The sequence below is a fragment of the Pseudomonas flavescens genome (assembly GCF_013408425.1).
Classification (GTDB): Bacteria; Pseudomonadota; Gammaproteobacteria; order Pseudomonadales; family Pseudomonadaceae; genus Aquipseudomonas; species Aquipseudomonas fulva_A.
In genome coordinates, this window is record NZ_JACBYV010000001.1 from 128,972 (window position 1) to 154,639 (window position 25,668).

The 25,668-nt window shown below is 61.8% G+C and carries 24 protein-coding genes; 21 read left to right on the forward strand and 3 right to left on the reverse strand.

All coding sequences use genetic code 11. The annotated features are described in order from the left end of the window. The first annotated feature begins 45 nt into the window (after nucleotides 1-45). The 16 genes from pyrH to tilS all read left to right on the forward strand — a co-directional run bounded on the left by pyrH (nucleotide 46) and on the right by tilS (nucleotide 18,750). Nucleotides 46-789, forward strand: coding sequence for a UMP kinase (gene pyrH, locus FHR27_RS00535; protein ID WP_042555172.1), 744 nt, complete (start codon nucleotides 46-48; stop codon nucleotides 787-789). Further along, nucleotides 786-1,343 (forward strand): ribosome recycling factor, encoded by a 558-nt coding sequence (gene frr / locus FHR27_RS00540; RefSeq protein ID WP_042555173.1) that lies wholly within the window; start codon nucleotides 786-788, stop codon nucleotides 1,341-1,343. Before pyrH ends, frr begins: the two co-directional genes overlap by 4 nt. A gap of 16 nt (nucleotides 1,344-1,359) precedes the next feature. Beyond that, nucleotides 1,360-2,124, forward strand: coding sequence for a polyprenyl diphosphate synthase (gene uppS / locus FHR27_RS00545; protein WP_179537512.1), 765 nt, complete (start codon nucleotides 1,360-1,362; stop codon nucleotides 2,122-2,124). After that, nucleotides 2,124-2,939: a phosphatidate cytidylyltransferase gene (locus tag FHR27_RS00550; RefSeq protein WP_179537513.1), complete on the forward strand. Its 816-nt coding sequence runs from the start codon at nucleotides 2,124-2,126 to the stop codon at nucleotides 2,937-2,939. Before uppS ends, FHR27_RS00550 begins: the two co-directional genes overlap by 1 nt. Beyond that, on the forward strand, nucleotides 2,936-4,129 hold the full coding sequence (gene ispC, locus FHR27_RS00555) for a 1-deoxy-D-xylulose-5-phosphate reductoisomerase (protein WP_179537514.1): 1,194 nt from the start codon (nucleotides 2,936-2,938) through the stop codon (nucleotides 4,127-4,129). Before FHR27_RS00550 ends, ispC begins: the two co-directional genes overlap by 4 nt. After that, nucleotides 4,126-5,478 carry an RIP metalloprotease RseP gene (gene rseP, locus FHR27_RS00560; protein WP_179537515.1) on the forward strand — a complete coding sequence of 451 codons (1,353 nt, stop codon included), beginning with the start codon at nucleotides 4,126-4,128 and terminating at the stop codon, nucleotides 5,476-5,478. The genes ispC and rseP overlap by 4 nt, the downstream gene beginning before the upstream one ends. 73 nt (nucleotides 5,479-5,551) lie before the next feature. Continuing rightward, nucleotides 5,552-7,912 carry an outer membrane protein assembly factor BamA gene (gene bamA, locus FHR27_RS00565; protein WP_042555178.1) on the forward strand — a complete coding sequence of 787 codons (2,361 nt, stop codon included), beginning with the start codon at nucleotides 5,552-5,554 and terminating at the stop codon, nucleotides 7,910-7,912. Nucleotides 7,913-7,960: 48 nt separating this feature from the next. Continuing rightward, nucleotides 7,961-8,464: an OmpH family outer membrane protein gene (locus FHR27_RS00570; protein WP_042555179.1), complete on the forward strand. Its 504-nt coding sequence runs from the start codon at nucleotides 7,961-7,963 to the stop codon at nucleotides 8,462-8,464. Beyond that, complete coding sequence (gene lpxD / locus FHR27_RS00575) at nucleotides 8,464-9,525, forward strand: UDP-3-O-(3-hydroxymyristoyl)glucosamine N-acyltransferase (RefSeq protein WP_042555180.1); 1,062 nt, start codon at nucleotides 8,464-8,466, stop codon at nucleotides 9,523-9,525. The genes FHR27_RS00570 and lpxD overlap by 1 nt, the downstream gene beginning before the upstream one ends. Before the next feature lie 49 nt (nucleotides 9,526-9,574). Further along, complete coding sequence (fabZ, locus tag FHR27_RS00580; protein ID WP_042555181.1) at nucleotides 9,575-10,015, forward strand: 3-hydroxyacyl-ACP dehydratase FabZ; 441 nt, start codon at nucleotides 9,575-9,577, stop codon at nucleotides 10,013-10,015. Beyond that, nucleotides 10,012-10,788 carry an acyl-ACP--UDP-N-acetylglucosamine O-acyltransferase gene (lpxA, locus tag FHR27_RS00585; RefSeq protein ID WP_042555182.1) on the forward strand — a complete coding sequence of 259 codons (777 nt, stop codon included), beginning with the start codon at nucleotides 10,012-10,014 and terminating at the stop codon, nucleotides 10,786-10,788. Before fabZ ends, lpxA begins: the two co-directional genes overlap by 4 nt. A 3-nt stretch (nucleotides 10,789-10,791) precedes the next feature. Further along, nucleotides 10,792-11,925, forward strand: coding sequence for a lipid-A-disaccharide synthase (gene lpxB / locus FHR27_RS00590; RefSeq protein WP_042555183.1), 1,134 nt, complete (start codon nucleotides 10,792-10,794; stop codon nucleotides 11,923-11,925). Beyond that, complete coding sequence (rnhB, locus tag FHR27_RS00595) at nucleotides 11,925-12,533, forward strand: ribonuclease HII (protein WP_042555184.1); 609 nt, start codon at nucleotides 11,925-11,927, stop codon at nucleotides 12,531-12,533. Before lpxB ends, rnhB begins: the two co-directional genes overlap by 1 nt. A 76-nt stretch (nucleotides 12,534-12,609) precedes the next feature. Further along, the gene (gene dnaE, locus FHR27_RS00600; RefSeq protein WP_179537516.1) at nucleotides 12,610-16,149 is read left to right on the forward strand and encodes a DNA polymerase III subunit alpha; all 3,540 of its coding nucleotides are present in this window, start codon (nucleotides 12,610-12,612) and stop codon (nucleotides 16,147-16,149) included. A 245-nt stretch (nucleotides 16,150-16,394) separates the two neighbouring features. Then, nucleotides 16,395-17,345, forward strand: a complete 951-nt coding sequence (locus FHR27_RS00605) for an acetyl-CoA carboxylase carboxyltransferase subunit alpha (protein ID WP_042555185.1) — start codon at nucleotides 16,395-16,397, stop codon at nucleotides 17,343-17,345. A 79-nt stretch (nucleotides 17,346-17,424) separates the two neighbouring features. Further along, nucleotides 17,425-18,750, forward strand: a complete 1,326-nt coding sequence (gene tilS, locus FHR27_RS00610) for a tRNA lysidine(34) synthetase TilS (RefSeq protein ID WP_179537517.1) — start codon at nucleotides 17,425-17,427, stop codon at nucleotides 18,748-18,750. A gap of 225 nt (nucleotides 18,751-18,975) precedes the next feature. On the opposite strand, the gene FHR27_RS26775 is transcribed toward tilS, so the two are convergent. Beyond that, nucleotides 18,976-19,161 carry a hypothetical protein gene (locus FHR27_RS26775; protein ID WP_236101343.1) on the reverse strand — a complete coding sequence of 62 codons (186 nt, stop codon included), beginning with the start codon at nucleotides 19,159-19,161 and terminating at the stop codon, nucleotides 18,976-18,978. Here FHR27_RS26775 and FHR27_RS00615 point away from each other — a divergent pair. The 5 genes from FHR27_RS00615 (at nucleotide 19,088) to ispD (ending at nucleotide 24,107) form a co-directional block, all read left to right on the forward strand. Then, on the forward strand, nucleotides 19,088-20,677 hold the full coding sequence (locus FHR27_RS00615; protein ID WP_257027011.1) for a CTP synthase: 1,590 nt from the start codon (nucleotides 19,088-19,090) through the stop codon (nucleotides 20,675-20,677). The two genes, FHR27_RS26775 and FHR27_RS00615, sit on opposite strands and share 74 nt — an antisense overlap. Before the next feature lie 3 nt (nucleotides 20,678-20,680). Beyond that, complete coding sequence (gene kdsA, locus FHR27_RS00620) at nucleotides 20,681-21,526, forward strand: 3-deoxy-8-phosphooctulonate synthase (RefSeq protein ID WP_042555188.1); 846 nt, start codon at nucleotides 20,681-20,683, stop codon at nucleotides 21,524-21,526. A gap of 148 nt (nucleotides 21,527-21,674) precedes the next feature. Beyond that, complete coding sequence (gene eno, locus FHR27_RS00625; protein ID WP_042555189.1) at nucleotides 21,675-22,964, forward strand: phosphopyruvate hydratase; 1,290 nt, start codon at nucleotides 21,675-21,677, stop codon at nucleotides 22,962-22,964. Between the two features lie 157 nt (nucleotides 22,965-23,121). After that, nucleotides 23,122-23,400, forward strand: a complete 279-nt coding sequence (ftsB, locus tag FHR27_RS00630) for a cell division protein FtsB (RefSeq protein ID WP_042555190.1) — start codon at nucleotides 23,122-23,124, stop codon at nucleotides 23,398-23,400. Beyond that, the gene (gene ispD, locus FHR27_RS00635) at nucleotides 23,397-24,107 is read left to right on the forward strand and encodes a 2-C-methyl-D-erythritol 4-phosphate cytidylyltransferase (protein WP_042555191.1); all 711 of its coding nucleotides are present in this window, start codon (nucleotides 23,397-23,399) and stop codon (nucleotides 24,105-24,107) included. The genes ftsB and ispD overlap by 4 nt, the downstream gene beginning before the upstream one ends. Nucleotides 24,108-24,231: 124 nt before the next feature. On the opposite strand, the gene FHR27_RS00640 is transcribed toward ispD, so the two are convergent. Both FHR27_RS00640 and FHR27_RS00645 read right to left on the reverse strand, forming a co-directional pair. Then, nucleotides 24,232-24,555, reverse strand: a complete 324-nt coding sequence (locus tag FHR27_RS00640; protein ID WP_042555192.1) for an HPF/RaiA family ribosome-associated protein — start codon at nucleotides 24,553-24,555, stop codon at nucleotides 24,232-24,234. Between the two features lie 111 nt (nucleotides 24,556-24,666). Beyond that, nucleotides 24,667-25,554 (reverse strand): LysR substrate-binding domain-containing protein, encoded by an 888-nt coding sequence (locus FHR27_RS00645; protein ID WP_179537518.1) that lies wholly within the window; start codon nucleotides 25,552-25,554, stop codon nucleotides 24,667-24,669. Nucleotides 25,555-25,668: the final 114 nt, after the last annotated feature.

A 25,668-nucleotide genomic window follows, 5' to 3' on the forward strand; every position in this document is an offset into this window, starting at 1 on the left:
GCCAAAGGGTTCGCACGTTTTCTTACGCCGCAGGAGAGACTGGTAATGGCTCAGCAGGTGAGTGGTCGTCAACCGCGCTATAAGCGCATTCTGCTCAAACTTAGCGGCGAGGCCCTGATGGGGTCTGAAGATTTTGGCATCGACCCCAAGGTGCTCGATCGCATGGCGCTGGAAGTCGGCCAACTGGTCGGTATCGGCGTGCAGGTCGGTGTGGTGATTGGTGGTGGCAACCTGTTCCGTGGCGCTGCGCTGAGCGCCGCTGGCATGGATCGGGTAACCGGCGATCACATGGGCATGCTGGCCACGGTGATGAACGCCCTGGCCATGCGCGATGCGCTGGAGCGCTCCAACATACCCGCGCTGGTCATGTCGGCCATCTCGATGGTCGGGGTTACCGACCACTACGATCGCCGCAAGGCCATGCGCCACCTGAAAACCGGTGAGGTGGTGATTTTCGCCGCTGGCACTGGCAACCCATTCTTCACCACCGACTCTGCCGCCTGTCTGCGCGGTATCGAGATCGATGCCGACGTGGTGCTGAAGGCAACCAAGGTGGATGGTGTGTACACTGCCGATCCATTCAAGGATCCGCACGCGGAAAAATTCGATCGCCTCACCTATGACGAGGTACTGGATCGCAAGTTGGGCGTGATGGATCTGACGGCCATTTGTCTGTGCCGTGACCACAATATGCCACTGCGTGTTTTCAACATGAACAAGCCGGGTGCCCTGCTCAATGTCGTGGTGGGTGGTGCCGAAGGTACTTTGGTCGAGGAAAGTAAAGAATGATCAACGAAATCAAGAAAGACGCCCAGGTACGCATGCAGAAGAGCCTGGAATCGCTGGCCCACGCATTCAGCCGCATCCGCACCGGCCAGGCCCACCCGAGCATTCTCGGCGGCGTGATGGTGCCTTACTACGGTGCCGATACACCGTTGAATCAGGTTGCCAGCGTGACCGTGAAGGATTCGCGCACCCTGCAGGTCGTGGCGTTCGAACGCAACATGCTGGCTGCCGTGGACAAGGCGATCCAGAGCTCCGGCCTGGGGTTCAACCCGACCAACCTCGGCGAGCTACTGCTGATCTCCATGCCGGCACTGACCGAAGAAACCCGCAGGGGCTTCACCAAGCAGGCGCGTGACGCTGCGGAAGACGGCCGTGTGGCCGTGCGCAATATTCGTCGTGATGCCCTGAGCCAGCTCAAGGATCTGGTCAAGGAAAAGGAAATCAGCGAAGACGAAGAGCGTCGTGCTGCTGACGATATCCAGAAGCTGACCGACAAGTTCGTGGGCGAGATAGAAACTGCCGTCAAGCAGAAAGAAGCGGACCTGATGGCCGTTTAACGGCCAGGAAGTCGCCATGGACAATTCCAAAGTCGGTGCCGTGATGGCCGTTCCACGGCACGTGGCGATCATTATGGACGGTAACAACCGCTGGGCGCGCAAGCGCCTGCTGCCTGGCGTGGCCGGTCACAAGGCGGGTGTCGATGCGGTGCGTGCGGTCATCGAGGTGTGCGCCGAGTCCGGGGTCGAGGTGTTGACCCTGTTCGCGTTTTCCAGTGAGAACTGGCAGCGTCCCGCCGAAGAGGTCGGGGCGCTGATGGAGCTGTTTCTCAGTGCGTTGCGCCGGGAAACCCGCAAGCTCGACGAGAACGGCATCAGCCTGCGTATCATCGGGGACCGTTCGCGCTTCCATCCTGAGCTCCAGGCTGCCATGCGGGAGGCCGAGTCCAGGACATCTGGTGGTGCTGGCGAAAAGCGCTTCATCCTGCAGATCGCGGCGAACTACGGTGGTCAGTGGGATATCGCCCAGGCTGCCCAGCGCCTCGCTCGCGAGGTTCAGGGCGGGCACCTGCAGCCTGAGGACATTACCCCTGGTCTGCTGCAAAGCTGCCTGGTCACCGGTGAGCTGCCCTTGCCCGACCTGTGTATCCGCACCGGCGGTGAGCATCGGGTGAGCAATTTCCTGCTCTGGCAAATGGCCTACAGTGAGTTGTATTTCTCCGACCTGCTGTGGCCGGACTTCAAGCACGACGCCATGCGCGCAGCGCTGGCGGATTTTGCTAAGCGTCAGCGGCGCTTCGGCAAAACCAGTGAACAAGTAGAAGCCGAGGCCCGCGCCTGATGCTCAAGCAACGAATCATCACGGCGCTGATCCTGCTGCCGATCGCCCTTGCAGGCTTTTTTCTGCTCGAGGGCGGCGCGTTCGCGCTGTTCATCGCTGCCGTGGTGGTGCTTGGTGCCTGGGAGTGGGCGCGCCTGGCCGGTTTCGCCACGCAGTCGCTGCGTATTGGCTACGCGGCGCTGGTGGCGGTGCTGCTATATGTGTTGCATGGTTTGCCCGTGCTGGCGCCCTGGCTTCTGGGTGTTGGCGTGCTGTGGTGGGTGTTCGCGACCTTTCTGGTGCTCAATTATCCGCACAGCAGCCGCTACTGGGGTGGTCTGCCGGGGCGCCTGTTGATCGGTCTGCTGATTCTGTTGCCCGCCTGGCAAGGGCTGGTGGTGGTGAAACAGTGGCAGCTGGCCAACTGGCTGATTCTGGCCGTGATGGCGCTGGTCTGGGTGGCGGATATCGGTGCCTATTTTTCGGGTAAACGATTCGGCAAGCGCAAGCTGGCCCCGCATGTCAGTCCGGGCAAGAGCTGGGAAGGTCTGATTGGCGGTCTGCTGCTCAGTCTGCTGCTGACCGTGGTCGTTGGTCTGTATCGTGACTGGTCGTTCGGCGAATTCCTGCTGGCTCTACCGGCTGCGGCTCTGGTGGTGCTGATTTCCGTGGTTGGCGATCTCACCGAAAGCATGTTCAAGCGTCAGTCCGGCATCAAGGACAGCAGCAATCTGCTGCCCGGTCATGGTGGCGTACTCGATCGCATCGACAGCCTCACTGCAGCGGTGCCGGTGTTCGCCGTACTGCTGTGGCTCGCTGGCTGGGGTGCGCTGTGAGTCAGGTGCAGCGCATTACCGTGCTTGGCGCCACGGGCTCGATCGGCCTCAGCACACTCGACGTCATCGCCCGTCATCCTGACCGTTATCAGGTTTTCGCGCTGACCGCGTTCAGCCGCGTGGCGGAGCTGGAGGCCCTGTGCGTTATCCATCGGCCGAGCTTCGCCGTCGTTGCGGATGTGCAGGCGGCGAATGATCTGCAGGCTCGCCTGCGTCTCGCCGGCCTCGCGACCCACGTGCTGTTTGGCGAGGCAGGGTTGTGCGAGGTATCGGCGCATGCCGAGGTGGACGCCGTGATGGCGGCCATCGTCGGTGCGGCAGGCCTCAAGCCCACGCTGGCGGCGGTGGAGGCGGGCAAGAAGGTGCTGCTGGCCAACAAGGAGGCGCTGGTGATGTCGGGCGCGCTGTTCATGCGTGCCGTACGGCAGAGTGGTGCCGTGCTGCTGCCTATCGACAGTGAGCACAACGCGATTTTCCAGTGCCTGCCGCAGGATTACGCCCGTGGCCTGCAGCCGGTTGGCGTGCGTCGCATCCTGCTGACCGCGTCCGGTGGCCCGTTTCGAGAAACCACGCCCGAGGCGCTGCATGCAGTGACTCCCGAACAGGCTTGCGCTCATCCCAACTGGTCGATGGGGCGCAAGATTTCCGTCGACTCGGCCAGCATGATGAACAAGGGGCTGGAGCTGATCGAGGCCTGCTGGCTGTTCGATGCGCGCCCTGATCAGGTCGAAGTGGTCATCCACCCGCAGAGCGTCATCCATTCGCTGGTCGATTATGTCGACGGCTCGGTACTCGCCCAGTTGGGTAATCCCGACATGCGTACCCCCATCGCCCACGCCTTGGCGTGGCCGCAGCGCATCGATTCCGGTGTCGCGCCGCTGGATCTGCTGAAGATTGCGCGGCTTGATTTTCAGGCCCCCGACGACGTGCGCTTCCCGTGCCTGCGCCTGGCGCGTCAGGCGGCGGAGGCAGGTGGTAGTGCCCCGGCCATGCTCAATGCAGCGAACGAAGTCGCCGTGGCGGCGTTTCTCGAACGGCGGATTCGCTTTACCGATATCGCGCGTATCATTGACGGCGTTCTCGAGGCCGAGCCGGCTGTTGCGGTCGAGTGTCTCGACGCCGTGCTCGAGGCCGACCGCCGTGCGCGGGAGTTGGCTGGGCAGTGGTTGAATCGTGGAGAGGTGGCATGAGCGCACTGTATATGATCGTCGGTACCCTGATTGCGCTCGGGGTGCTGGTGACCTTTCATGAGTACGGTCATTTCTGGGTGGCCCGACGCTGCGGCGTCAAGGTGCTGCGTTTCTCGGTAGGCTTCGGCACGCCGCTGGTGCGCTGGCATGATCGCCAGGGCACCGAATTCGTGATCGCCGCCATCCCGCTCGGTGGCTACGTGAAAATGCTCGACGAGCGTGAGGGCGATGTGCCCCCGGCGTTGGCCGAGCAGTCGTTCAATCGCAAGACCGTCGGGCAGCGTATCGCCATCGTGGCCGCTGGCCCGGCGGCCAACTTCGCATTGGCGCTGGTGTTCTTCTGGCTGGTGGCCATGCTGGGCAGCCAGCAGGTGCGCCCGGTCATCGGTGCCGTGGAGTCCGGCAGCCTGGCGCAAGTCGCCGGTTTACAGGCGGGCGAAGAAATCGTTTCGATCAACGGCAAGGCGACTGTGGGCTGGTCGGCGGTCAATCTGCAGCTGGTGCGTCGCCTTGGCGAAAGTGGCGAGCTGATGATTGCCACCCGGAATGTCGACGGCGGTGCTGACACCCTGCATCGTGTCGAACTGGACAATTGGCTGCGTGGCGCCAATGAGCCGGACCCGATCGCTTCGCTGGGCATTCGCCCCTGGCGTCCGAGCCTGGAGCCGGTGTTGGCCGAATTCGACCCCGAGGGGCCTGCGCAGGCTGCTGGCCTGCGTGCTGGCGACCGCCTGCTGGCGCTGAACGAGCAGCCGCTGGTCGATTGGCAGGATCTGGTCGACCGTGTGCGTGGGTTGCCAGGGCAGTCGGTATCCTTGTCGCTGGAGCGTGATGGGCAGCGTCTGGATGTGCCCGTCACCCTGGCCCGGCGTGGTGAAGGCGACGCGGTCAGCGGTTATCTGGGCGCCGGCGTCGCGTCCGCTCAATGGCCGCCTGAAATGCTTCGCGAGGTCAGTTATGGTCCGCTGGAGGCTGTCGGTGAAGGCGCGTCGCGCACCTGGACAATGAGCGTTCTGACCCTCGATTCGCTGAAGAAAATGCTGTTCGGCGAGCTCTCGGTAAAAAACTTGAGCGGGCCGATAACCATTGCTAAAGTGGCGGGCGCTTCGGCCGAGTCAGGCCTCGGGGACTTCCTGAATTTCCTCGCCTACCTGAGTATCAGCCTGGGTGTTCTCAATTTGCTGCCCATTCCTGTGCTGGATGGGGGGCATCTGCTTTATTACCTGGTCGAGTGGGTGCGGGGTCGTCCCCTCTCCGAGCGGGTGCAGGGTTGGGGGATGCAGATTGGTATCAGCCTGGTGATCGGGGTGATGCTGCTGGCTCTGGTCAATGACCTTGGGCGCCTGTGACCTCTGCTGAATTACATATCTTTCGTCTCGAACGACTGATTTCTTATCGTTAGTTGGAATAAGAAAGGACTTCATGAAACGTCTGCTGCTACCTGCGGTTCTTGCCGCATTGATGATCGCCGAAGTTCACGCCGAGTCCTTCACCATCTCCGATATTCGCGTTAACGGCCTGCAACGCGTCTCCGCGGGCAGCCTGTTTGGTGCGCTGCCCCTGAACGTCGGCGAGTCGGCCGACGATCGCACGCTGGTCGAAGCGACCCGTGAGCTGTTCAAGACCGGTTTCTTCCAGGATATCCAGCTGGGTCGTGACGGCAACGTGCTGGTCATCACCGTGGTCGAGCGCCCGTCGATTTCCAGCATCGAAATCGAAGGCAACAAGGCCATCAGCAGTGATGACCTGCTCAAGGGCCTGAATCAGTCCGGCCTGGCCGAGGGCGAGATCTTCCAGCGCGCGACCCTCGAAGGCGTGCGTAACGAGCTGCAGCGCCAGTACGTGGCCCAGGGTCGTTATTCCGCCGAGATCGATGCCGAAGTGATTCCGCAGCCGCGCAACCGTGTGGCACTGAAGATCAACATCAACGAAGGCACCGTTGCAGCCATCCAGCACATCAACGTGGTGGGCAACAATGTCTTCTCCGATGAAGACCTCAACGATCTGTTCGAGCTGAAGACCACCAACTGGCTGTCGTTCTTCCGCAACGACGACAAGTACGCCCGTGAAAAACTGTCCGGTGACCTCGAGCGCCTGCGTTCCTATTATCTGGACCGCGGCTACATCAACATGGACATCACCTCCACCCAGGTGTCCATCACGCCGGACAAGAAACACGTCTACATCACCGTCAACGTCGATGAAGGCGAGAAATACACCGTCCGCGACGTGAAACTCTCCGGTGACCTCAAGGTGCCGGAAGAAGAAGTTCGTGCGCTGCTGTTGGTCAAGGAAGGCCAGGTGTTTTCCCGCAAGGTCATGACCACCACCAGCGAGCTGATCACCCGCCGTCTGGGTAACGAGGGTTACACCTTCGCCAACGTCAACGGCGTGCCCGAGCCGCATGATGACGACAACTCGGTATCGATCACCTTCGTCGTCGATCCGGGCAAGCGGGCCTACGTCAATCGCGTCAACTTCCGTGGCAACACCAAGACCGAAGACGAAGTGCTGCGTCGTGAAATGCGTCAGATGGAAGGTGGTTGGGCTTCGACCTACCTGATCGACCAGTCCAAGGTTCGTCTGGAACGTCTGGGCTTCTTCAAGGAAGTGAACGTCGAGACCCCGCAAGTGCCGGGCACCGATGACCAGATCGACGTCAACTACAGCGTCGAAGAGCAGGCTTCCGGTTCCATCACCGCCAGCGTCGGTTTCGCCCAGAACGCCGGTCTGATCCTCGGTGGTTCGATCACCCAGAACAACTTCCTGGGTAGTGGTAATCGTGTCAGCCTCGGCCTGACTCGCAGCGAATACCAGAGCCGCTACAACTTCAGCTTCGTCGATCCCTACTGGACCGAAGATGGCGTGAGCCTGGGCTACAACGCCTTCTACCGCACCACCGACTACGACGAGCTCGATGTCGATGTATCCAGCTACTCGGTCGACAGCCTGGGCGCCGGTATCAACATCGGTTACCCGATCAGCGAGACCGCGCGCCTGACCTACGGCCTGACCGTGCAGCAGGACGAGATCAACACCGGCCGCTACACCGTCGACGAGATCTTCGACTTCACCCGTCAGGAAGGCGAGAAGTACCTGAACTTCAAGGCATCCGTCGGCTGGTCCGAGTCCACCCTGAACCGTGGCGTGCTGGCCAACCGCGGCCACTCGCAGAGCCTGGTGTTCGAAACCACCGTGCCGGGTAGCGACCTGTCGTTCTACAAGCTCGACTACCGTGGCCAGGTCTTCAAGCCGCTGACCGATACCTACACCATGCGTTTCCATACCCAGCTGGGTTACGGCGGCGCGTTCGGTTCCACCAGCAAGCTGCCGTTCTACGAGAACTACTACGCCGGTGGTTTCAACTCGGTTCGCGGTTTCGAAGACAGCAGCCTCGGCCCGCGCAGTACGCCGAGCACTGGTACGAACGCTGGAACCCTGGCCGACCCGGATCAGGATCCGTTGCCGTTCGGTGGTAACGTGTTGATTCAGGGCGGTGCAGAGCTGCTGTTCCCACTGCCGTTCGTCAAGGATCAGCGTTCGCTGCGTACCGCTCTGTTCTGGGACGTGGGTAACGTGTTCGATACCGACTGCAGCTCCGGGCAGAAACGTCGTGGCGACAGCTGTGACATCGATTTCGGCAACCTGGCCAGCTCGGTTGGTGTCGGTGTCACCTGGATCACTGCGCTCGGTCCGTTGAGCTTCAGCCTGGCGATGCCGGTGAAGAAACCGGACGACGCCGATACCCAGGTATTCCAGTTCTCCCTCGGCCAGACGTTCTAAGCGTCTGCTCATGAATCACGAAGACAGTTTTTCTGCAGGAGTTACACCGTGCGTAAGTTGACTCAACTGGTTCTGTTAAGCGCTGCTCTGCTGGCCACCCCGGCATTCGCGGAAATGAAGGTTGCGGTACTCAATTATCAAATGGCCCTGCTCGAGTCCGATGCGGCCAAGCGTTACGCCGTGGACGCCGAGAAGAAATTCGGCCCCCAACTGAACAAGCTCAAGACGCTGGAAAGCGACGCCAAGCGCATTCAGGATCGTATCGTCAAAGACGGTGAGAAGATGCAGACCGCCGAGCGCGAGCGTCTCGAGCTGGACTTCAAGCAGAAGGCACGTGACTTCCAGTTCCAGTCCAAGGAGCTGAACGAGGCCAAGGCCGTCGCTGACCGCGACATGCTCAAGAAGCTCAAGCCCAACCTGGACAAGGCCGTTGAAGAGGTCATCAAGTCCGGCAACTTCGATCTGGTGCTCGAGCGTGGTGCGGTGATCGATGTCAAACCCCAGTTCGACATCACCCGCCAGGTCATCGAGCGCATGAACCAGATGCGTTGATGATGTCCACACCTGTATTCACCCTCGGTCAACTGGCCGAGCGGTTGGGCGCCACCTTGCGTGGCGCTGCGGATCAGACGGTCGACGGGCTGGCAACCTTACAGGATGCCGGCCCGTCTCAGCTGACGTTCCTGTCGAACGCTCAGTACCGCAAGCACCTGCCTAGCTGCCAAGCCGCCGCGGTACTGCTGACTGCTGCTGACGCCGAAGGCTTCGCCGGCAATACGTTGATCGTGGCCAACCCCTACCTGGCCTACGCGTCGCTGTCCCACCTGTTCGATCGCAAGCCCAGGGCTGCGGCGGGGATTCATCCCACCGCCCTGGTGGCTGACGATGCTCAGGTGGACCCGAGCGCTGCGATCGGACCATTCGTGGTGATCGAGAGTGGCGCGAAGGTTGGTGCAGGTGTGTCGCTGGGCGCGCATTGCGTGGTCGGTGCGCGCTCCGAGATCGGAGAGGGTGGCTGGCTGGCACCAAGGGTGACCCTGTACCACGATGTGCGTATCGGCAAGCGTGTGGTCATTCAGTCGGGTGCAGTGATCGGTGGTGAGGGCTTCGGCTTCGCCAACGAGAAGGGCGTTTGGCAAAAGATCGCCCAGATCGGTGGCGTCAGCATCGGCGACGACGTCGAGATCGGCGCCAACACCACGCTGGATCGCGGTGCGCTGTCCGACACCCGCATCGGCAACGGTGTGAAGCTGGATAACCAGATCATGATCGCGCACAACGTGCAGGTCGGTGACAACACGGCGATGGCAGCATGCGTCGGTATTTCCGGCAGCACGTCGATCGGCAAGAACTGCATGATCGCTGGTGGCGTTGGCATGGTTGGGCACATCGATGTGTGCGACGGGGTATTCGTGACCGGCATGACCATGGTCACGCGCTCGATCACCGAGCCGGGGGCGTATTCATCCGGGACGGCCATGCAACCTGCAGGCGAGTGGAAGAAGAGCGTGGCGCGCATCCGCCAGCTGGACGACATGGCACGGCGTGTGAAGCAGTTGGAAAAACAGCTGAATGCCGTGACCTCGAGCGGGAATGCCTCATCTGATGCCTGAGCATGGCTGATGCCGTGCTCTATTCTTTTTATTACGGGCTTCTCTGGAAATGATGGACATCAACGAAATTCGCGAGTACTTGCCGCACCGTTACCCGTTCCTGCTGGTGGACCGGGTCACGGATCTGGATCTTGAAGGCAAGAGCGTTCGTGCCTATAAGAATGTCAGCGTCAACGAGCCATTCTTCAACGGCCATTTCCCCGAGCATCCGATCATGCCAGGTGTCCTCATCATCGAGGCCATGGCACAGGCGGCCGGTATTCTGGGCTTCAAGATGATGGACGTGAAGCCTGCCGACGGTACGCTCTATTATTTCGTTGGCTCGGATAAGCTACGCTTCCGTCAGCCGGTAGTGCCTGGCGACCAGCTGATTCTCGAGGCCAAGTTCCTCAGCAGCAAGCGCAGCATCTGGAAGTTCGAATGCAAAGCCACGGTCGATGGCAAGGAAGTGTGCTCGGCCGAAATCATCTGTGCGGAACGCAAGTTATGAGTTTGATTGACCCTCGCGCCATCATCGATCCCAGCGCCAAGCTGGCTGACGACGTCGTCGTCGGCCCTTGGTCGATCATCGGGGCCGACGTAGAAATTGGCGAGGGCAGCGTGCTGGGTCCCAACGTGATCATCAAGGGACCGACCCGAATCGGGAAGCACAACAAGATCTATCAGTTCGCCTCGCTTGGCGAAGATACCCCTGATCGCAAGTACAAGGGCGAACCTACTCGCCTGGTCATCGGTGACCACAACATCATCCGTGAAGGCGTGACCATGCACCGGGGCACCATTCAGGATCGTGACGAAACCACCATCGGTGACCACAACCTGATCATGGCCTATGCCCATATCGGTCACGACAGCGTCGTCGGTAACAACTGCATTCTGGTCAACAACGTGGCACTGGCCGGTCACGTGCACATCGGTGACTGGGCGATTCTGTCCGGCTACACCCTCGTGCACCAGTTCTGCCATATCGGTGCGCATGCCTTCGCCGGCATGGGCGCGGCGATCGGCAAGGACGTTCCGGCTTACGTTACCGTTTCCGGCAACCCTGCCGAGGCCCGTAGCATGAACTTCGAAGGCCTGCGCCGTCGTGGCTTCAGCTCCGAGGCCATGCAGGCCCTGCGGCGTGCCTACAAGATCGTCTACCGCCAGGGTTTCACCATCGAGGAAGCGCTGGTCGAGCTGGAAGACGTGGCCGCCCAGTTCTCCGAAGTAGCGGTGTTCCGTGACTCCATCCTCACCTCCAGCCGCGGCATCACCCGCTGACCCATGGCTGAGGTATTGCGTGTCGCGCTGGTCGCCGGCGAGGCATCCGGCGATATTCTGGGTTCAGGCCTGATGCAGGCCCTGAAGGCACAGCACCCCAATGTGGAGTTCATCGGCGTGGGCGGCCCACGCATGCAGGCCGAGGGCCTGGTCAGCGACTTTCCCATGGAGCGCCTTGCGGTCATGGGGCTGGTCGAGGTGCTGGGTCGTTTACCCGAGCTGCTGTCGCGCCGTCGCCGGCTGATCGCCAGTCTCATCGCGCGCAAGCCCGATGTATTCATCGGTATCGACGCACCGGATTTCACCTTGGGTGTCGAACTGAAGCTGCGGCGTGCCGGAATTCGTACCGTGCATTACGTCAGCCCATCGGTGTGGGCCTGGCGGCAGAAGCGCGTGCTGAAGATTCGCGAAGCCTGCGACCTGATGCTCACCCTGTTTCCTTTCGAGGCGCAGTTCTACGAGGCGCATCAGGTCCCTGTGTGCTTCGTCGGCCATCCGCTGGCAGATGCCATCCCGTTGCAGGCCGATCGCGCTGCGGCTCGCGAACTGCTCGGGCTGCCTCTCGAGGCTCCTGTGGTGGCCTTGCTGCCAGGTAGCCGCGGCGGTGAAGTGTCGCGTCTGGGCAGCCTGTTTCTCGATGCGGCGGAGCGTCTGCGTGCGCTGCGTCCGGGTGTACGCTTCGTATTGCCCTGTGCCAGCCCGGAACGTCGCCAACAGCTCGAGCAGATGCTCGGCGGTCGGGATTTGCCGCTGCAGTTGCTCGACGGTCGCTCCCACGATGCCCTGGCAGCCTGCGATGCCGTGCTGATCGCGTCCGGCACCGCTACCCTCGAGGCGCTGCTGTACAAGCGCCCGATGGTGGTGGCCTATCGTGTGGCGCCGATGACCTTCAGCATTCTCAAACGCCTGGTGAAGAGCCCGTACATCTCGCTGCCCAACCTGCTCGCGCAGCGCCTGCTGGTACCCGAGCTGATCCAGGACGCGGCCACCGCCGATGCCCTGGCTCGGACGGTGGCACCGCTGCTGGTCGATGGCGACGTGCAGACCGAGGGCTTCGATGCCATTCACCGCACCCTGCGACGCGGCGCCTCCGAGCGCGCGGCTGCCGCGGTGCTCGATCTGCTGGGGCGTCGCTGATGCAAATGGGGCTGGATTTTTCGACCGTCGAAGAACTGGTCGCCGGTGTCGACGAAGTCGGCCGTGGCCCTTTGTGTGGCGCAGTGGTCACCGCCGCGGTGATTCTCGACCCGGCACGGCCGATCCTCGGTCTCAACGACTCCAAGAAACTCAGCGAGGCCCGGCGCGAGAAGCTGTTCGATGAAATCCGCGAAAAGGCCCTGGCCTGGTGCATTGCCCGCGCTGACGTGGAAGAGATCGACCGCCTGAATATCCTGCATGCCACCATGCTTGCCATGCAGCGTGCCGTCGAGGGCCTGAGCGTAACGCCAAAACTGGCGCTGATCGACGGCAATCGCTGCCCGAAACTCTCTGTGCCCAGTGCGCCGGTGGTCGGTGGCGATGCTCAGGTGCCGGCCATCGCCGCGGCCTCGATTCTCGCCAAGGTCAGTCGCGATCGCGAGATGCGTGAGCTCGACGCGCTGTATCCGGGTTATGGCATCGCCCTGCACAAGGGTTATCCGACGCCCGTGCACCTCGAGGCCCTGATGCGCCTGGGCCCGACCCCCATCCATCGGCGCTCCTTCGCGCCGGTGCGCCGATTGCTGGAAGCCACTGGAGCGGACTGAGCCTACTCAGGACGCTGTCCATCCTTCCAGTTACGGTACAATCCGCGTCTTGTCGCTTTTCCTGCAGGGCTTCTTCATGGCTGTTTCTTTCGTTCATCTTCGCCTGCACACCGAATACTCTCTGGTCGACGGACTGGTTCGCGTCAAACCTCTGGTCAAGGCCGTGGCCGGCTCGGGCATGCCGGCGGTGGCGGTCACCGACATGAGCAACATGTGCTCGTTGGTTAAGTTCTACAAAGCCGCCATGGGCGCCGGTATCAAGCCGATCTGTGGTGCCGATATCTGGCTTGCCAGCGCTTACGAAGACGGCCCGCTGACCCGCATGACCCTGTTGGCGATGAACCCCAAGGGCTATCGCAACCTCACCGAGCTGGTTTCCCGTGGCTGGAGTGAAGGGCAGAGCAATGATCTGGTGATCATCCAGCGTGACTGGGTGAAAGCTGCCAGCGAGGGCCTGATCGCCCTGTCCGGTGCCAAGGAAGGTGAAATCGGCCATGCGCTGCTCGATGGCGAGCTGGCCCGGGCCGAAGCGTTGCTGCAGGAATGGCAGGCCGTGTTCCCGGAGCGTTTCTATCTGGAAGTGCAGCGCACCAGCCGCGTCAATGACGAAGAGCACGTGCATGCAGCCGTGGCCCTGGCTGATAGGCTGGGGGCTCCGCTGGTCGCTACCAACGATGTGCGCTTCCTCAAGCAGGGTGACTTCGAGGCCCACGAAACTCGCGTCTGCATCGGTGAAAGCCGCATTCTCGACGACCCGCGCCGGCCACGTATCTACTCCGACCAGCAGTACCTGAAGTCGCCACAAGAGATGGCCGAGCTGTTCAGCGATCTTCCCGACGCGCTGGAAAACACCGTCGAGATCGCCAAGCGCTGCAATATCGAGGTTCTGCTCGGCAAGTACTTCCTGCCTGACTTCCCCGTGCCGGAAGGCATGACCATCGACGAGTACTTCCGCAAGGTGTCGTTCGACGGCCTGGAGGAGCGCCTCGAGGTGCTGCTGCCCAAGGACACCCCGGACTACGACGCGAAGAAGCAGGTCTATATCGATCGGCTGAATTTCGAGCTGGATATCATCATCCAGATGGGCTTCCCCGGCTACTTCCTGATCGTTATGGACTTCATCCAGTGGGCCAAGAGCAACGGCGTGCCGGTCGGTCCTGGGCGGGGTTCAGGTGCCGGTTCGCTGGTGGCCTACGTGCAGAAGATCACCGACCTCGATCCGTTGGCCTACGACCTGCTGTTCGAGCGCTTCCTCAACCCCGAACGTGTATCCATGCCCGACTTCGACGTCGACTTCTGCATGGATGGCCGTGACCGGGTCATCGATTACGTGGCCGAGAAGTACGGCCGTAACGCGGTGAGCCAGATCATCACCTTCGGTTCGATGGCGGCCAAGGCGGTGGTGCGTGACGTGGCGCGGGTGCAGGGCAAGTCCTACGGCCTGGCGGATCGCCTGTCGAAGATGATTCCGTTCGAAGTCGGCATGACCCTGGAAAAGGCCTTCGAGATGGAGGAACCGCTGCGCGATTTCCTCAAGAACGACGAAGAGGCAGCCGAGATCTGGGACATGTCCCTGAAGCTCGAGGGCATCGTGCGCGGTACCGGCAAGCACGCCGGGGGCGTGGTGATCGCACCGACCAAGTTGACCGACTTTTCGCCTATCGCCTGCGATGAAGAGGGCGCCGGGCTGGTGACCCAGTTCGACAAGGACGATGTCGAGCAAGCCGGCCTGGTGAAGTTCGACTTCCTCGGCCTGCGTACCCTGACCATCATCAAGTGGGCCCTGGAAACCATTCACCGCGACCAGCGTGCGGCGGGCGAGCCGGAAGAGAATCTGGTCAACATCGATTTCATCCCGCTGGATGACAAGCCGACCTATCAGATGCTGCAGAAGGCGGAGACCACCGCGGTCTTCCAGCTCGAATCGCGCGGCATGAAGGAGCTGATCAAGAAGCTCAAGCCCGACTGCCTGGAAGACATGATCGCTCTGGTGGCGTTGTTCCGTCCTGGTCCGTTGCAGTCCGGCATGGTGGATGACTTCATCAACCGCAAGCACGGTCGTGCCGAGCTGTCCTATCCGCATTCTGATTACCAGTACGCGGGCCTGGAGCCGGTACTCAAGCCGACCTACGGGATCATCCTCTACCAGGAACAGGTTATGCAGATCGCCCAGGTCATGGGCGGTTATACCCTCGGCCAGGCGGACATGCTGCGCCGTGCCATGGGCAAGAAGAAGCCCGAGGAAATGGCCAAGCAGCGTGGTGGTTTCATCGAAGGCTGTGCCAACAACAATATCGATGCCGAGCTGGCGGGCAACATCTTCGACCTGGTGGAAAAGTTCGCCGGTTATGGTTTCAACAAGTCTCACTCGGCGGCCTATGGCCTGGTTTCCTACCAGACCGCCTGGCTGAAGGCGCATTACCCGGCGCCGTTCATGGCTGCGGTACTGTCGGCGGACATGCACAACACCGACAAGGTGGTGATCCTCATTGAGGAATGCCGCAACATGAAGTTGCGCATCGATCCGCCAGATGTGAACGCCTCCGAGTTCAAGTTCACCGTCAGTCATGACGCGAACGACGTGCCGCGGATTCTTTATGGCCTGGGCGCGGTCAAGGGTGTTGGCGAAGGCCCGGTCGAGGCCATTGTCGAGGCGCGTCAGGACGGCCCGTTCAAGGATCTGTTCGACTTCTGCTCGCGGGTCGACCTCAAGCGCATCAACAAACGCACCATGGATGCATTGATCCGCAGTGGTGCGCTGGATCGTCTGGGGCCGCACTTTTACGACGAGCTCAAGGCCTATCAGGCCAATATCGACCGCAATCGTGCGGTGTTGCTGTCGGCGATGGAGGAGGCCGTTCAGGCCGCCGAGCAGACCGCGCGCAGTCATGATAGCGGCCATATGGATCTGTTCGGCGGCGTGTTCGCCAGTCCCGAGGCGGACGTTTACGCCAACCATCACCGCGCCAAGGAGCTGTCGCTCAAAGAGCGACTCAAGGGCGAGAAGGACACCCTGGGCCTTTATCTGACCGGCCACCCGATCGACGAGTACGAAAGCGAAGTGCGGCGTTTCGCCCGCCAGCGCATCGTCGATCTCAAGCCGGCACGTGACACCCAGACCGTCGCCGGCCTGATCGTCAACCTGCGGGTGATGAAGAACAAGAAGGGCGACAAGATGGGGTTCATCACCCTGGACGACCGTTCCGGGCGTATCGAGGCCTCGCTGTTCGCCGATGCCTTCGCCAGCAACCAGGCGCTGCTGCAGAGCGATGCTCTGGTGGTGGTGGAAGGGGAAGTCAGCAACGACGACTTCTCCGGTGGCATGCGTTTGCGCGCCAAGCGAGTGATGAGTCTCGAGGAGGCGCGTACCGGGCTGGCCGAGAGTTTGCGCGTTCGCGTGCAGGCCACTGCCTTGAAGGGTGATCGTCTACGCTGGCTGGGTGAGCTGTGCCGTCGTCACCGTGGCGCCTGTCCGATCACCGTGGACTACACCGGTGCCGATGCCAAAGCCTTGCTGCAGTTTGGCGAGGACTGGCGAATCGACCCGGCCGACAGCTTGATTCAAGCTTTGCGTGACCAGTTCGGACGAGAAAACGTCTTCCTGCAATACCGCTAGAATTGCGGTGCTGAAATGCGGGGCCAAGGCTCCGCACGAAGCCCGTGACACTGCATGATCGCCGCCGACGCGACCGAACCCCTCCGGGTTTGGCTGCCGAGTGAATGCCAAGGTGCATTCGCTGGCAGATTCGCTGCCGGAAGTGCCTTGCAAGTGTCGACCTGAATGCGCCTGTTCCTATAAGGTAGGCGCCAAATGGATACACGCTCCCCGGCCCTGTGGCCGTCGACGCATGACGGATGCCTATGAACCCGAATTATCTCGATTTCGAACAGCCGATTGCCGACCTGCAAGCCAAGATCGAAGAGCTTCGCCTGGTTGGTAATGACAACTCCCTGAACATCGGCGACGAAATCGCCCGTCTGCAGGACAAGAGCAGTACGCTGACCGAGAGCATCTTCGGCAATCTGACCAGTTGGCAGATCGCCAGGCTTGCCCGTCACCCGCAGCGGCCTTATACCCTGGACTACCTGCAACACATCTTCACCGAGTTCGACGAGCTGCACGGTGATCGTCATTTCTCCGACGACGCCGCCATCGTTGGTGGCGTTGCGCGCCTCAATGGCCAGCCGGCCATGGTCATCGGCCACCAGAAGGGCCGTGAGGTTCGCGAGAAGGTACGTCGCAACTTCGGCATGCCGCGTCCTGAAGGTTACCGCAAGGCCTGTCGCCTGATGGAAATGGCCGAGCGCTTCAAGATGCCGATCCTGACCTTCATCGACACCCCGGGCGCCTACCCGGGTATCGATGCCGAAGAGCGCGGCCAGAGCGAAGCGATCGCCTGGAACCTGCGTGTCATGGCGCGTCTGAAAACGCCGATCATCTCCACCGTCATCGGTGAGGGTGGTTCCGGTGGTGCACTGGCCATCGGCGTGTGCGACAACCTGAACATGCTGCAGTATTCGACCTATGCGGTGATTTCGCCGGAAGGTTGTGCGTCGATCCTGTGGAAAACCGCCGAAAAGGCACCGGACGCCGCTGAAGCCATGGGTATCACCGCCGAGCGCCTGAAGGGCCTGGGCATCGTCGACAAGGTGATCGCCGAGCCTCTGGGTGGTGCGCACCGTGATCCGGCCGCTGCCGCTGAATCCATCCGCCAGGTCCTGAGCGCTCAGCTCGAGGATCTCGGCAAACTCGATACCGATGCCCTGCTGGCGCGTCGTTACGAGCGTCTGATGAGCTACGGTATCGCCTGATGCCGGTTTGCCCCGCAGGCATGCGAGTCGCCGTGCTGGCGACGCGCATGCCTGCGGGGTCGCTTCGCTGAGCCGCCGCATGACCCTCGAATCGGCTCTGCTCGCGCGCCTCGCTCCGTGGCGTGAGGCATCTGCCTGGCGAGTCGCTTTCTCCGGCGGGCTCGACTCCACCGTGCTTCTGCACGCGCTGGCAGTGGCTGCTCGAAGCCATGCACTGCCCCCCATCTCCGCTATCCATGTGCATCACGGTTTGCAGGCCGCGGCCGACGCCTGGCCGCTGCATTGCCAGCGCCTGTGCGATGAGCTGGGCGTGCCGCTGCATGTCGAGCATGTGCAGGTCGCGCCGGGTGCCAGTTTGGAGCGAGCGGCGCGTGACGCTCGTTATGCTGCGTTTTCCGCGCGGCTGAATCCGGGGGAGGTACTGCTTCTCGCTCAGCATCAGGACGACCAGGCGGAGACCGTTCTCTATCGTCTGCTGCGTGGTGCTGGGGTGCGCGGTCTGGCGGCCATGGCGGCCAGCCGTGCGCTGGCCGCCGGGCATGCCGTGCGCCCCCTGCTGGACGTGCCGCGCAGCGCGCTGGAGGCTCATGCCGAGGCGCATGGGCTGCGCTGGGTGGAGGACCCGTCGAATGCCGACACCCGCCTTGCGCGCAATTTTTTACGTCGCGAGGTCCTGCCGCTCTTGCACGCGCATTGGCCTAAAGCATCCCAGGTACTGGCCCGTACCGCGGAGCATCAGGCCGAGGCGCTGGGGTTGCTGCAGGAGCTCGCCGAGCTCGATCTGCAGCGAGCCCAGGCGTCGCCGGCTTTCGATTGGCTGACCGTTCCCAGTCTGGATCTGCAAGCGTTGCGCGGACTTTCCGATGCCCGTCAACGCAACGTGCTGCGCCACTGGCTGGCTGATTTCACCCGCTTGCCCGATAGTCGCCATTGGCAGGGGTGGGTCGATCTGCGTGATGCGGGGCCCGACGCCAGCCCGGTCTGGCGACTGGAAAGCGGCGAGTTGCGACGTCATGGCGGTTGCCTGTTCTGGCTCGGTACTGGCTGGTCTGCAACCTGGTCGGGCCAAGCGCAGCCCTGGCCTCTGGTTGAGCAGCCACTGGCATTGCCGGGTAATGGTCGCGTCTGGCTCGAGGGCACCATACCGGAGGGACGGTTGAGCGTCGGCTATCGTCAGGGCGGCGAGATTCTCGAGGTGCCAGGGCGCGGTCGGCGTGATCTCAAGCGTCTCCTGCAGGAAGCCGGTGTGCCCGAATTCGTCCGTGGGCGCATCCCGCTGCTGTTGTGCGACGGACGGCCCGTGGCGCTAGCCAATCTGCTCGCCAGCCCCGGTTGCGGTACGTTTCACTGGCAGCCAACGCAGATCGATCGGCATCTTGCCGGGGCTGTCGACGTACGCGCCTGAGGGCTGGCTGCCGCGTCGATGTCGCAGGCGCCAAGCCCCAGGCCAGAGGCTTTTCCGGGTTCCGGGCAGGTCTCATCTCAGCAGCTTTTGCGCTGCTTCGGACTTCGTGTTCTTCCCCACTCAGGACGTTTCCGGTAGACTACGCTCCCGTCTCTATTCAGGTATTCGCTGCTTCTCCAGAAGCGGTGGATGTTTGCTATTTGCCAGCATGGTTCGCCATGTTTGCTAAGGTGAACCAAGGCCTTCTCTGCTCCCCGGCGGCTCGACCGCCACTGCTGACTTCTTAGGGTTTTTCATGACGCGCTTCATTTTCGTCACGGGTGGTGTTGTTTCTTCATTGGGGAAAGGCATCGCCTCGGCATCCTTGGCGGCAATCCTGGAGGCGCGGGGCCTGAAGGTCACGATGCTCAAACTGGATCCCTACATCAACGTCGATCCGGGCACCATGAGCCCGTTCCAGCACGGTGAAGTGTTCGTCACTCACGACGGTGCCGAGACCGATCTCGACCTGGGTCACTATGAGCGGTTCATCCGCACCACGATGACCAAGAGCAACAACTTCACCACTGGCCGCGTCTACGAAGACGTGCTGCGCAAAGAGCGCCGTGGTGATTATCTGGGCGCGACCATCCAGGTCATCCCGCACATCACCGACGAGATCAAACGCCGCATCATCAAGGGTGCCGGCGACGCCGACGTCGCCATGGTCGAAATCGGCGGCACCGTGGGGGATATCGAGTCGCAGCCGTTCCTCGAGGCTATCCGCCAGCTGCGTTTCGAAGTGGGCGCCAAGCGCGCCATGCTGATGCACCTGACGCTGGTTCCGTACATCGCCACCGCAGGCGAAACCAAGACCAAGCCGACCCAGCACTCGGTCAAGGAACTGCGCTCCATCGGCCTGCAGCCGGACGTACTGGTGTGCCGCTCCGATCACCCGATCGACCTGTCGTCGCGCCGCAAGATCGCCCAGTTCACCAACGTCGAAGAGCGTGCCGTAATCGCCCTGGAAGACGCCGACACCATCTACAAGATCCCGGGCATCCTGCACTCGCAGGGTCTGGATGATTTCGTCGTCGAGCGTTTCGCTCTGGAATGCCGCGGTGCCGACCTGTCCGAGTGGGATCGCGTGGTCGATGCCAAGCTGAACCCGGAAAAAGAAGTCAACATCGCCATGGTCGGTAAGTACATGGAGCTTCTGGATGCCTACAAGTCGCTGATCGAAGCGATGAGCCATGCCGGTATCAGCAACCGTACCAAGGTCAACCTGCGCTATATCGATTCCGAAGACATCGAGAACAAGGGCACCGACCTGCTGCAGGGCGTCGATGCCATTCTGGTTCCAGGCGGTTTCGGTCTGCGTGGCGTGGAAGGCAAGATCAAGACCGTCCAGTACGCTCGCGAGAACAAGATTCCCTACCTGGGCATCTGCCTGGGCATGCAGGTGGCGGTCATCGAGTTCGCCCGTAACGTGTTGGGCTGGGATGATGCCAACTCCACCGAGTTCGACATCGCCAGCAAGCATCCGGTGGTCGGTCTGATCACCGAGTGGCAGGATGCGACCGGCGCGACTGAACAGCGCACCGAAGCCTCCGACCTTGGCGGCACCATGCGCCTGGGCGCCCAGGATTGCCAACTGCTGAGCGGCTCCAAGGTTCACGATTGCTACGGCAAGGACGTGATCGTCGAGCGCCACCGCCATCGCTACGAAGTGAACAACAACCTGCTGCCGCAACTGATCGACGCTGGCCTGAAGGTCACCGGTCGTTCCGGTGACGGCGCCCTGGTCGAAGTGGTCGAGAGCGCGGATCATCCATGGTTCGTCGCCTGTCAGTTCCACCCGGAATTCACCTCCACGCCGCGTGACGGCCACCCGCTGTTCAGTGGTTTCGTCAACGCCGCACTGGCGCACCAAGCGAAGAAGGCCTGACCCATGGCGCAGAAGACCATCCGCGTTGGCGCGATCGATGTCGCCAACGACAAGCCGTTCGTGCTGTTTGGCGGCATCAACGTGCTGGAGTCCCGTGACCTCGCGCTGCGTACCTGCGAGGAATACGTGCGGGTTACCGAAAAGCTCGGTATCCCTTATGTGTTCAAGGCAAGCTTCGACAAGGCCAACCGTTCGTCGGTGACTTCCTTCCGCGGCCCTGGCCTGGAAGAGGGCATGAAGATCTTCGAGGAAGTGAAGAAGACCTTCGGCGTGCCGGTGATCACCGATGTGCACGAACCCCACCAGGCGCAGCCGGTGGCGGACGTCTGCGACATCATCCAGTTGCCTGCCTTCCTCTCGCGGCAGACCGACCTGGTGGTGGCCATGGCCAAGACCGGTGCAGTGATCAACATCAAGAAGGCGCAGTTCCTCGCGCCTCAGGAAATGAAACATATTCTCGCCAAGTGTGTCGAAGCCGGGAACGATCAGCTCATCCTCTGCGAGCGTGGTTCTTCCTTCGGGTACAACAACCTGGTGGTGGACATGCTGGGCTTCGGCATCATGAAGGCCTTCGAGTACCCGGTGTTCTTCGACGTCACCCACGCCCTGCAGATGCCGGGCGGCCGCTCGGATTCTGCGGGCGGGCGTCGTGCTCAGGTGACCGAGCTGGCCAAGGCCGGCATGAGCCAGGGGCTCGCGGGGCTGTTCCTCGAGGCGCATCCGGATCCGGAAAATGCCAAGTGCGATGGCCCTTGTGCCTTGCGTCTCGACAAGCTCGAGCCGTTCCTGGCGCAGCTCAAGCAGCTGGATGATCTGATCAAGAGTCAGGATCCGATCGAAACCGCCTGACCGGCGTTTCCACGGTTCGCTTATCTGTTTCACCGCCCGGCCTTTTGGCCGGGTTTGTCATGTCAGCCCGGTCTGCCGTTGATCGTGCCCGGTACTGGCAGCCGAATGCAGCAGTGCGTTTTCGACAATTTCTGGAGAGCTTACAAGAATGGCAAAGATCGTCGACATCAAGGGTCGTGAGGTTCTCGACTCCCGTGGCAACCCCACCGTGGAAGCGGACGTAATCCTCGACAATGGCATCGTCGGTAGCGCCTGTGCGCCTTCCGGTGCCTCCACCGGTTCGCGCGAAGCGCTGGAACTGCGTGATGGCGACAAGAGCCGTTACCTCGGCAAGGGCGTTCTCAAGGCCGTTGGCAACATCAATGGCCCGATCCGCGATGCGCTGCTGGGCAAGGATCCGGTCGACCAGAAGGCTCTGGACAAGATCATGATCGATCTGGACGGCACCGAAAACAAAGCCACTCTGGGCGCCAACGCGATCCTCGCCGTCTCCCTGGCAGCCGCCAAGGCCGCCGCCCAGGATCAGGATCTGCCGCTGTACGCGCACATCGCCAACCTCAATGGCACCCCTGGCCAGTACTCCATGCCCGTACCGATGATGAACATCATCAACGGCGGCGAGCATGCCGACAACAACGTCGATATCCAGGAATTCATGGTGCAGCCGGTTGGTGCGAAGAACTTCGCCGACGGCCTGCGTATCGGCGCGGAAATCTTCCATCACCTCAAGGCCGTGCTGAAGGCTCGTGGCCTGAGCACCGCTGTTGGCGACGAGGGCGGTTTCGCGCCGAACCTGGCTTCCAACGAAGACGCGCTGTCGGCCATTGCCGAAGCCGTGGCCAATGCGGGTTACAAGCTGGGCACCGACGTTACCCTGGCACTGGACTGCGCGGCCAGCGAGTTCTACGAAGACGGCAAGTACAACCTGTCAGGCGAGGGTAAATCCTTCGACGCCGAAGGTTTTGCCGAGTACCTGAAAGGCCTGACCGAGCGCTTCCCGATCATCTCCATCGAAGACGGTCTGGACGAGTCCGACTGGGCGGGCTGGAAGATCCTCACCGACAAGATCGGCAACAAGGTCCAGCTGGTTGGCGACGACCTGTTCGTGACCAACACCAAGATCCTCAAGGAAGGCATCGACAAGGGCATCGGTAACTCGATCCTGATCAAGTTCAACCAGATCGGCTCGCTGACCGAAACCCTGGAAGCCATCCAGATGGCCAAGGCTGCTGGTTACACCGCGGTCATCTCGCACCGCAGTGGCGAGACTGAAGACAGCACCATCGCCGATCTGGCGGTCGGTACTGCCGCTGGTCAGATCAAGACCGGCTCGCTGTGCCGCTCCGACCGCGTATCCAAGTACAACCAGTTGCTGCGTATCGAAGAGCAACTGGGCGCCAAGGCGCCGTACCGTGGTCGCGGCGAGTTCCGCGGCTAAGGTAGGTTCGCTCGGCGAGGTGGTCAACACCTCGCCACGCGGACGCTGTGAAGATCTGTCGAGTCGACTTCACGGTCTTGTCGGATGCCGATGACGCAGGGAGAATCGACAGATGTCCGCAGCAGCGACCCTTTCTTATCCGAGTGCCTCACCTGCCATGCGTAGTTCCTACTGGCTGTTTCTCGTTCTGGTTCTGGTACTTGCAGGGCTGCAATATCGCCTGTGGGTCGGCGAGGGCAGTCTGGCGCAGGTTACCGATCTGCAGCAGCAGATTGCCGACCAGGAAGGCGAGAACGAGCGTCTGCTCGAGCGCAACCGCATCCTCGAGGCGGAAGTGATGGAGCTCAAGAAAGGCATGGAAACCGTCGAAGAGCGAGCCCGCCATGAGCTGGGCATGGTCAAGGACGGCGAAACCCTCTATCAGTTGGCTGAATGAACACTCCTGATCTGCCGTCCTTCTGGGCGGTGATTCCGGCCGCCGGTATCGGTAGCCGCATGCGTGCCGACAAGCCCAAGCAGTATCTGCAGCTGGCCGGCAAGAGCATTCTCGAACATACCCTCAACTGTTTCCTCGACCATCCGTGCCTGCGTGGCGTGGTGGTCAGCCTGGCCGAGGACGACCCGTTCTGGCCAAACCTGAGTTGCGCCCGCGACCCGCGCATCCATATTGCCAACGGCGGTGCCGAGCGCGCCGACTCGGTGCTCAATGCGTTGCTGCGTCTGGGAGAACTGGGCGCCAGTGAGCAGGATTGGGTGCTGGTGCACGACGCAGCACGGCCCAATCTGGCGCAGTCCGATCTCGACCTTTTACTGGCCGAGCTGGCTGACGACGCGGTAGGCGGGCTGCTTGCCGTTCCCGCTCGTGACACCCTCAAGCGTATCGGCAGCGATGGGCGTGTGCGCGAAACCATCGATCGCTCGGTCATCTGGCAGGCCTACACACCGCAGATGTTCCGCCTGGGTGCCTTGCACCGCGCGCTCGCCGAAGCACTGGTATCGGATGTTGCAGTGACCGACGAAGCGTCGGCCATCGAGTGGGCCGGTCAGTCGCCACGTCTCGTCGAAGGCCGGGCGGATAACCTCAAGGTCACCCGCCCGGAAGACCTGCACTATCTGGAGCGCGTCTGGCGCGGCCGCAGCTGACGCCGTTGCTCCACCGGTAGGAGCCCCGCCCCCGCGGCGAATCCTTCAGGCGACGCCGGCACCGCGGCAAGGCCCCATCGATTCGTACTGGGGCGATGCTCCGGGTGGCGCAGGTGGACCGCTCTCAGTGAATCCACTTGTTGGCGTTTTTGCCAAGGTTGCGATCGAGCACACTGGTGAGCCTGTTCATGGCGCCGTCGATGGCCTGCTGCATTTCGCAGGCATCGAAGGACACCGACATGGGGTCGCGCCCCTTCATGCGTGCTTCTACCTTGCAGCGTTTGTCCTGGGGGCCGCTTTTCAGGGCGTTTTCGTCGGAGAGATGAATTTCCACGCGGGTGAGATGTTCCTCATAGCGCTGTAACTTGTCTCGTACTCGGCTTCGGATATCCGTCTTGAATGCCATCGAGGTGTCGACGTGTTTTCCGCTGTTGACCATGACCTGCATAACCATTTCCTCATGCTGGTGGGTTCGCAACGGCCCGAACAAGGGCCTCATGATTTACGACGGGGTGATGACGACAGAGGTTCGCGGACGGTTGTGACAGCATATGAGCGGCTAGGTGTATTCGACTCGTTGGCTCAAACCGTCACGCAACGCATCGATCAGTTGCCTGACCTTGGGCGACAGATGCCGTTGTTGCGGGTAGAGCGCCCACACCGCGGTATTCGGTGGCTGGTGATTGGCGAGCAGGGACACCAGGGCGCCACTGCGCAGGTGTTCGAGCACGTAATAGTCGGGCAGCTGGCACAGGCCCAGCCCGCCGAGCGCCGCATCCAGCACGGCCTGGCCGCTGTTGCAGCGCCAGTTGCCCTGAACCCGTTGCGAGGCTTCGCGGCCATCTAGCTGGAATGTCCAGACATCGCTGCTGCCAACCAGGCAATTGTGTCGAGCCAGCTCCGAGAGGCTGTGCGGGCGACCGTAGCGCTGCAGGTAGTCAGGCGATGCGCACAGGTACATGCGCCTTGGCGCCAGGCGCGTCGCGAGCATTCGCGAGACCTGCAGGCGGCCCAGGCGAATGGCGATGTCGAAACCGTCCTGGAGCAGGTCCAGGGTGCGATTGCTCAGTTCGATATCCACGGAAAGCCTCGGGTGGCGGGCGGCGAAGGCGGTGACCAATGGCACGATGAAGCGCTCGCCATAGGCCACCGCACAGGTCATGCGCAGCAGCCCCTTGGGCTCGCCGCCCAGATCGCCAATCGCATTGAGCGCTTCCTCCCGTGCATCCTGCAGGCGCTGGCAATGCTGCAGAAAGGTCTGACCCGCCTCGGTCAGCGCCACCTTGCGCGTGGTGCGATAGAACAGCCGGGTATGCAGGCGTTCTTCCAGGCGGGCGATTTGTCGGCTTACCTGGGATGAAGACAACCCCAGGCGTTCGGCGGCAGCCGTGAACTGGCCGCATTCCGCCACAGCGACGAATTCGTCCAGGCCTTCCCAGCGATTCATGTTCTTCCCCTTTTGCTTGGCCAGCGATTGATTGTCCCTAGATGGCAATAATGTTTTGCATTCTGCCTGATTATCTCTCGCTGTGGGTCTACTACACTCCCTCCCCATCGCTTT

What these genes read in the sequence shown, in the direction of transcription:
- dnaE (WP_179537516.1), top strand. Translation starts at nt 12,610, where the DNA reads ATGGCTGTTTCTTTCGTTCATCTTCGCCTGCACACCGAATACTCTCTG.
- ftsB (WP_042555190.1), top strand. Translation starts at nt 23,122, where the DNA reads ATGCGTAGTTCCTACTGGCTGTTTCTCGTTCTGGTTCTGGTACTTGCA.
- tilS (WP_179537517.1), top strand. Translation starts at nt 17,425, where the DNA reads ATGACCCTCGAATCGGCTCTGCTCGCGCGCCTCGCTCCGTGGCGTGAG.
- fabZ (WP_042555181.1), top strand. Translation starts at nt 9,575, where the DNA reads ATGATGGACATCAACGAAATTCGCGAGTACTTGCCGCACCGTTACCCG.
- FHR27_RS00550 (WP_179537513.1), top strand. Translation starts at nt 2,124, where the DNA reads ATGCTCAAGCAACGAATCATCACGGCGCTGATCCTGCTGCCGATCGCC.
- pyrH (WP_042555172.1), top strand. Translation starts at nt 46, where the DNA reads ATGGCTCAGCAGGTGAGTGGTCGTCAACCGCGCTATAAGCGCATTCTG.
- lpxD (WP_042555180.1), top strand. Translation starts at nt 8,464, where the DNA reads ATGATGTCCACACCTGTATTCACCCTCGGTCAACTGGCCGAGCGGTTG.
- FHR27_RS00645 (WP_179537518.1), bottom strand. Translation starts at nt 25,554, where the DNA reads ATGAATCGCTGGGAAGGCCTGGACGAATTCGTCGCTGTGGCGGAATGC.
- kdsA (WP_042555188.1), top strand. Translation starts at nt 20,681, where the DNA reads ATGGCGCAGAAGACCATCCGCGTTGGCGCGATCGATGTCGCCAACGAC.
- eno (WP_042555189.1), top strand. Translation starts at nt 21,675, where the DNA reads ATGGCAAAGATCGTCGACATCAAGGGTCGTGAGGTTCTCGACTCCCGT.
- bamA (WP_042555178.1), top strand. Translation starts at nt 5,552, where the DNA reads ATGAAACGTCTGCTGCTACCTGCGGTTCTTGCCGCATTGATGATCGCC.
- lpxB (WP_042555183.1), top strand. Translation starts at nt 10,792, where the DNA reads ATGGCTGAGGTATTGCGTGTCGCGCTGGTCGCCGGCGAGGCATCCGGC.
- FHR27_RS00640 (WP_042555192.1), bottom strand. Translation starts at nt 24,555, where the DNA reads ATGCAGGTCATGGTCAACAGCGGAAAACACGTCGACACCTCGATGGCA.
- lpxA (WP_042555182.1), top strand. Translation starts at nt 10,012, where the DNA reads ATGAGTTTGATTGACCCTCGCGCCATCATCGATCCCAGCGCCAAGCTG.
- uppS (WP_179537512.1), top strand. Translation starts at nt 1,360, where the DNA reads ATGGACAATTCCAAAGTCGGTGCCGTGATGGCCGTTCCACGGCACGTG.
- rseP (WP_179537515.1), top strand. Translation starts at nt 4,126, where the DNA reads ATGAGCGCACTGTATATGATCGTCGGTACCCTGATTGCGCTCGGGGTG.
- ispD (WP_042555191.1), top strand. Translation starts at nt 23,397, where the DNA reads ATGAACACTCCTGATCTGCCGTCCTTCTGGGCGGTGATTCCGGCCGCC.
- FHR27_RS00605 (WP_042555185.1), top strand. Translation starts at nt 16,395, where the DNA reads ATGAACCCGAATTATCTCGATTTCGAACAGCCGATTGCCGACCTGCAA.
- rnhB (WP_042555184.1), top strand. Translation starts at nt 11,925, where the DNA reads ATGCAAATGGGGCTGGATTTTTCGACCGTCGAAGAACTGGTCGCCGGT.
- frr (WP_042555173.1), top strand. Translation starts at nt 786, where the DNA reads ATGATCAACGAAATCAAGAAAGACGCCCAGGTACGCATGCAGAAGAGC.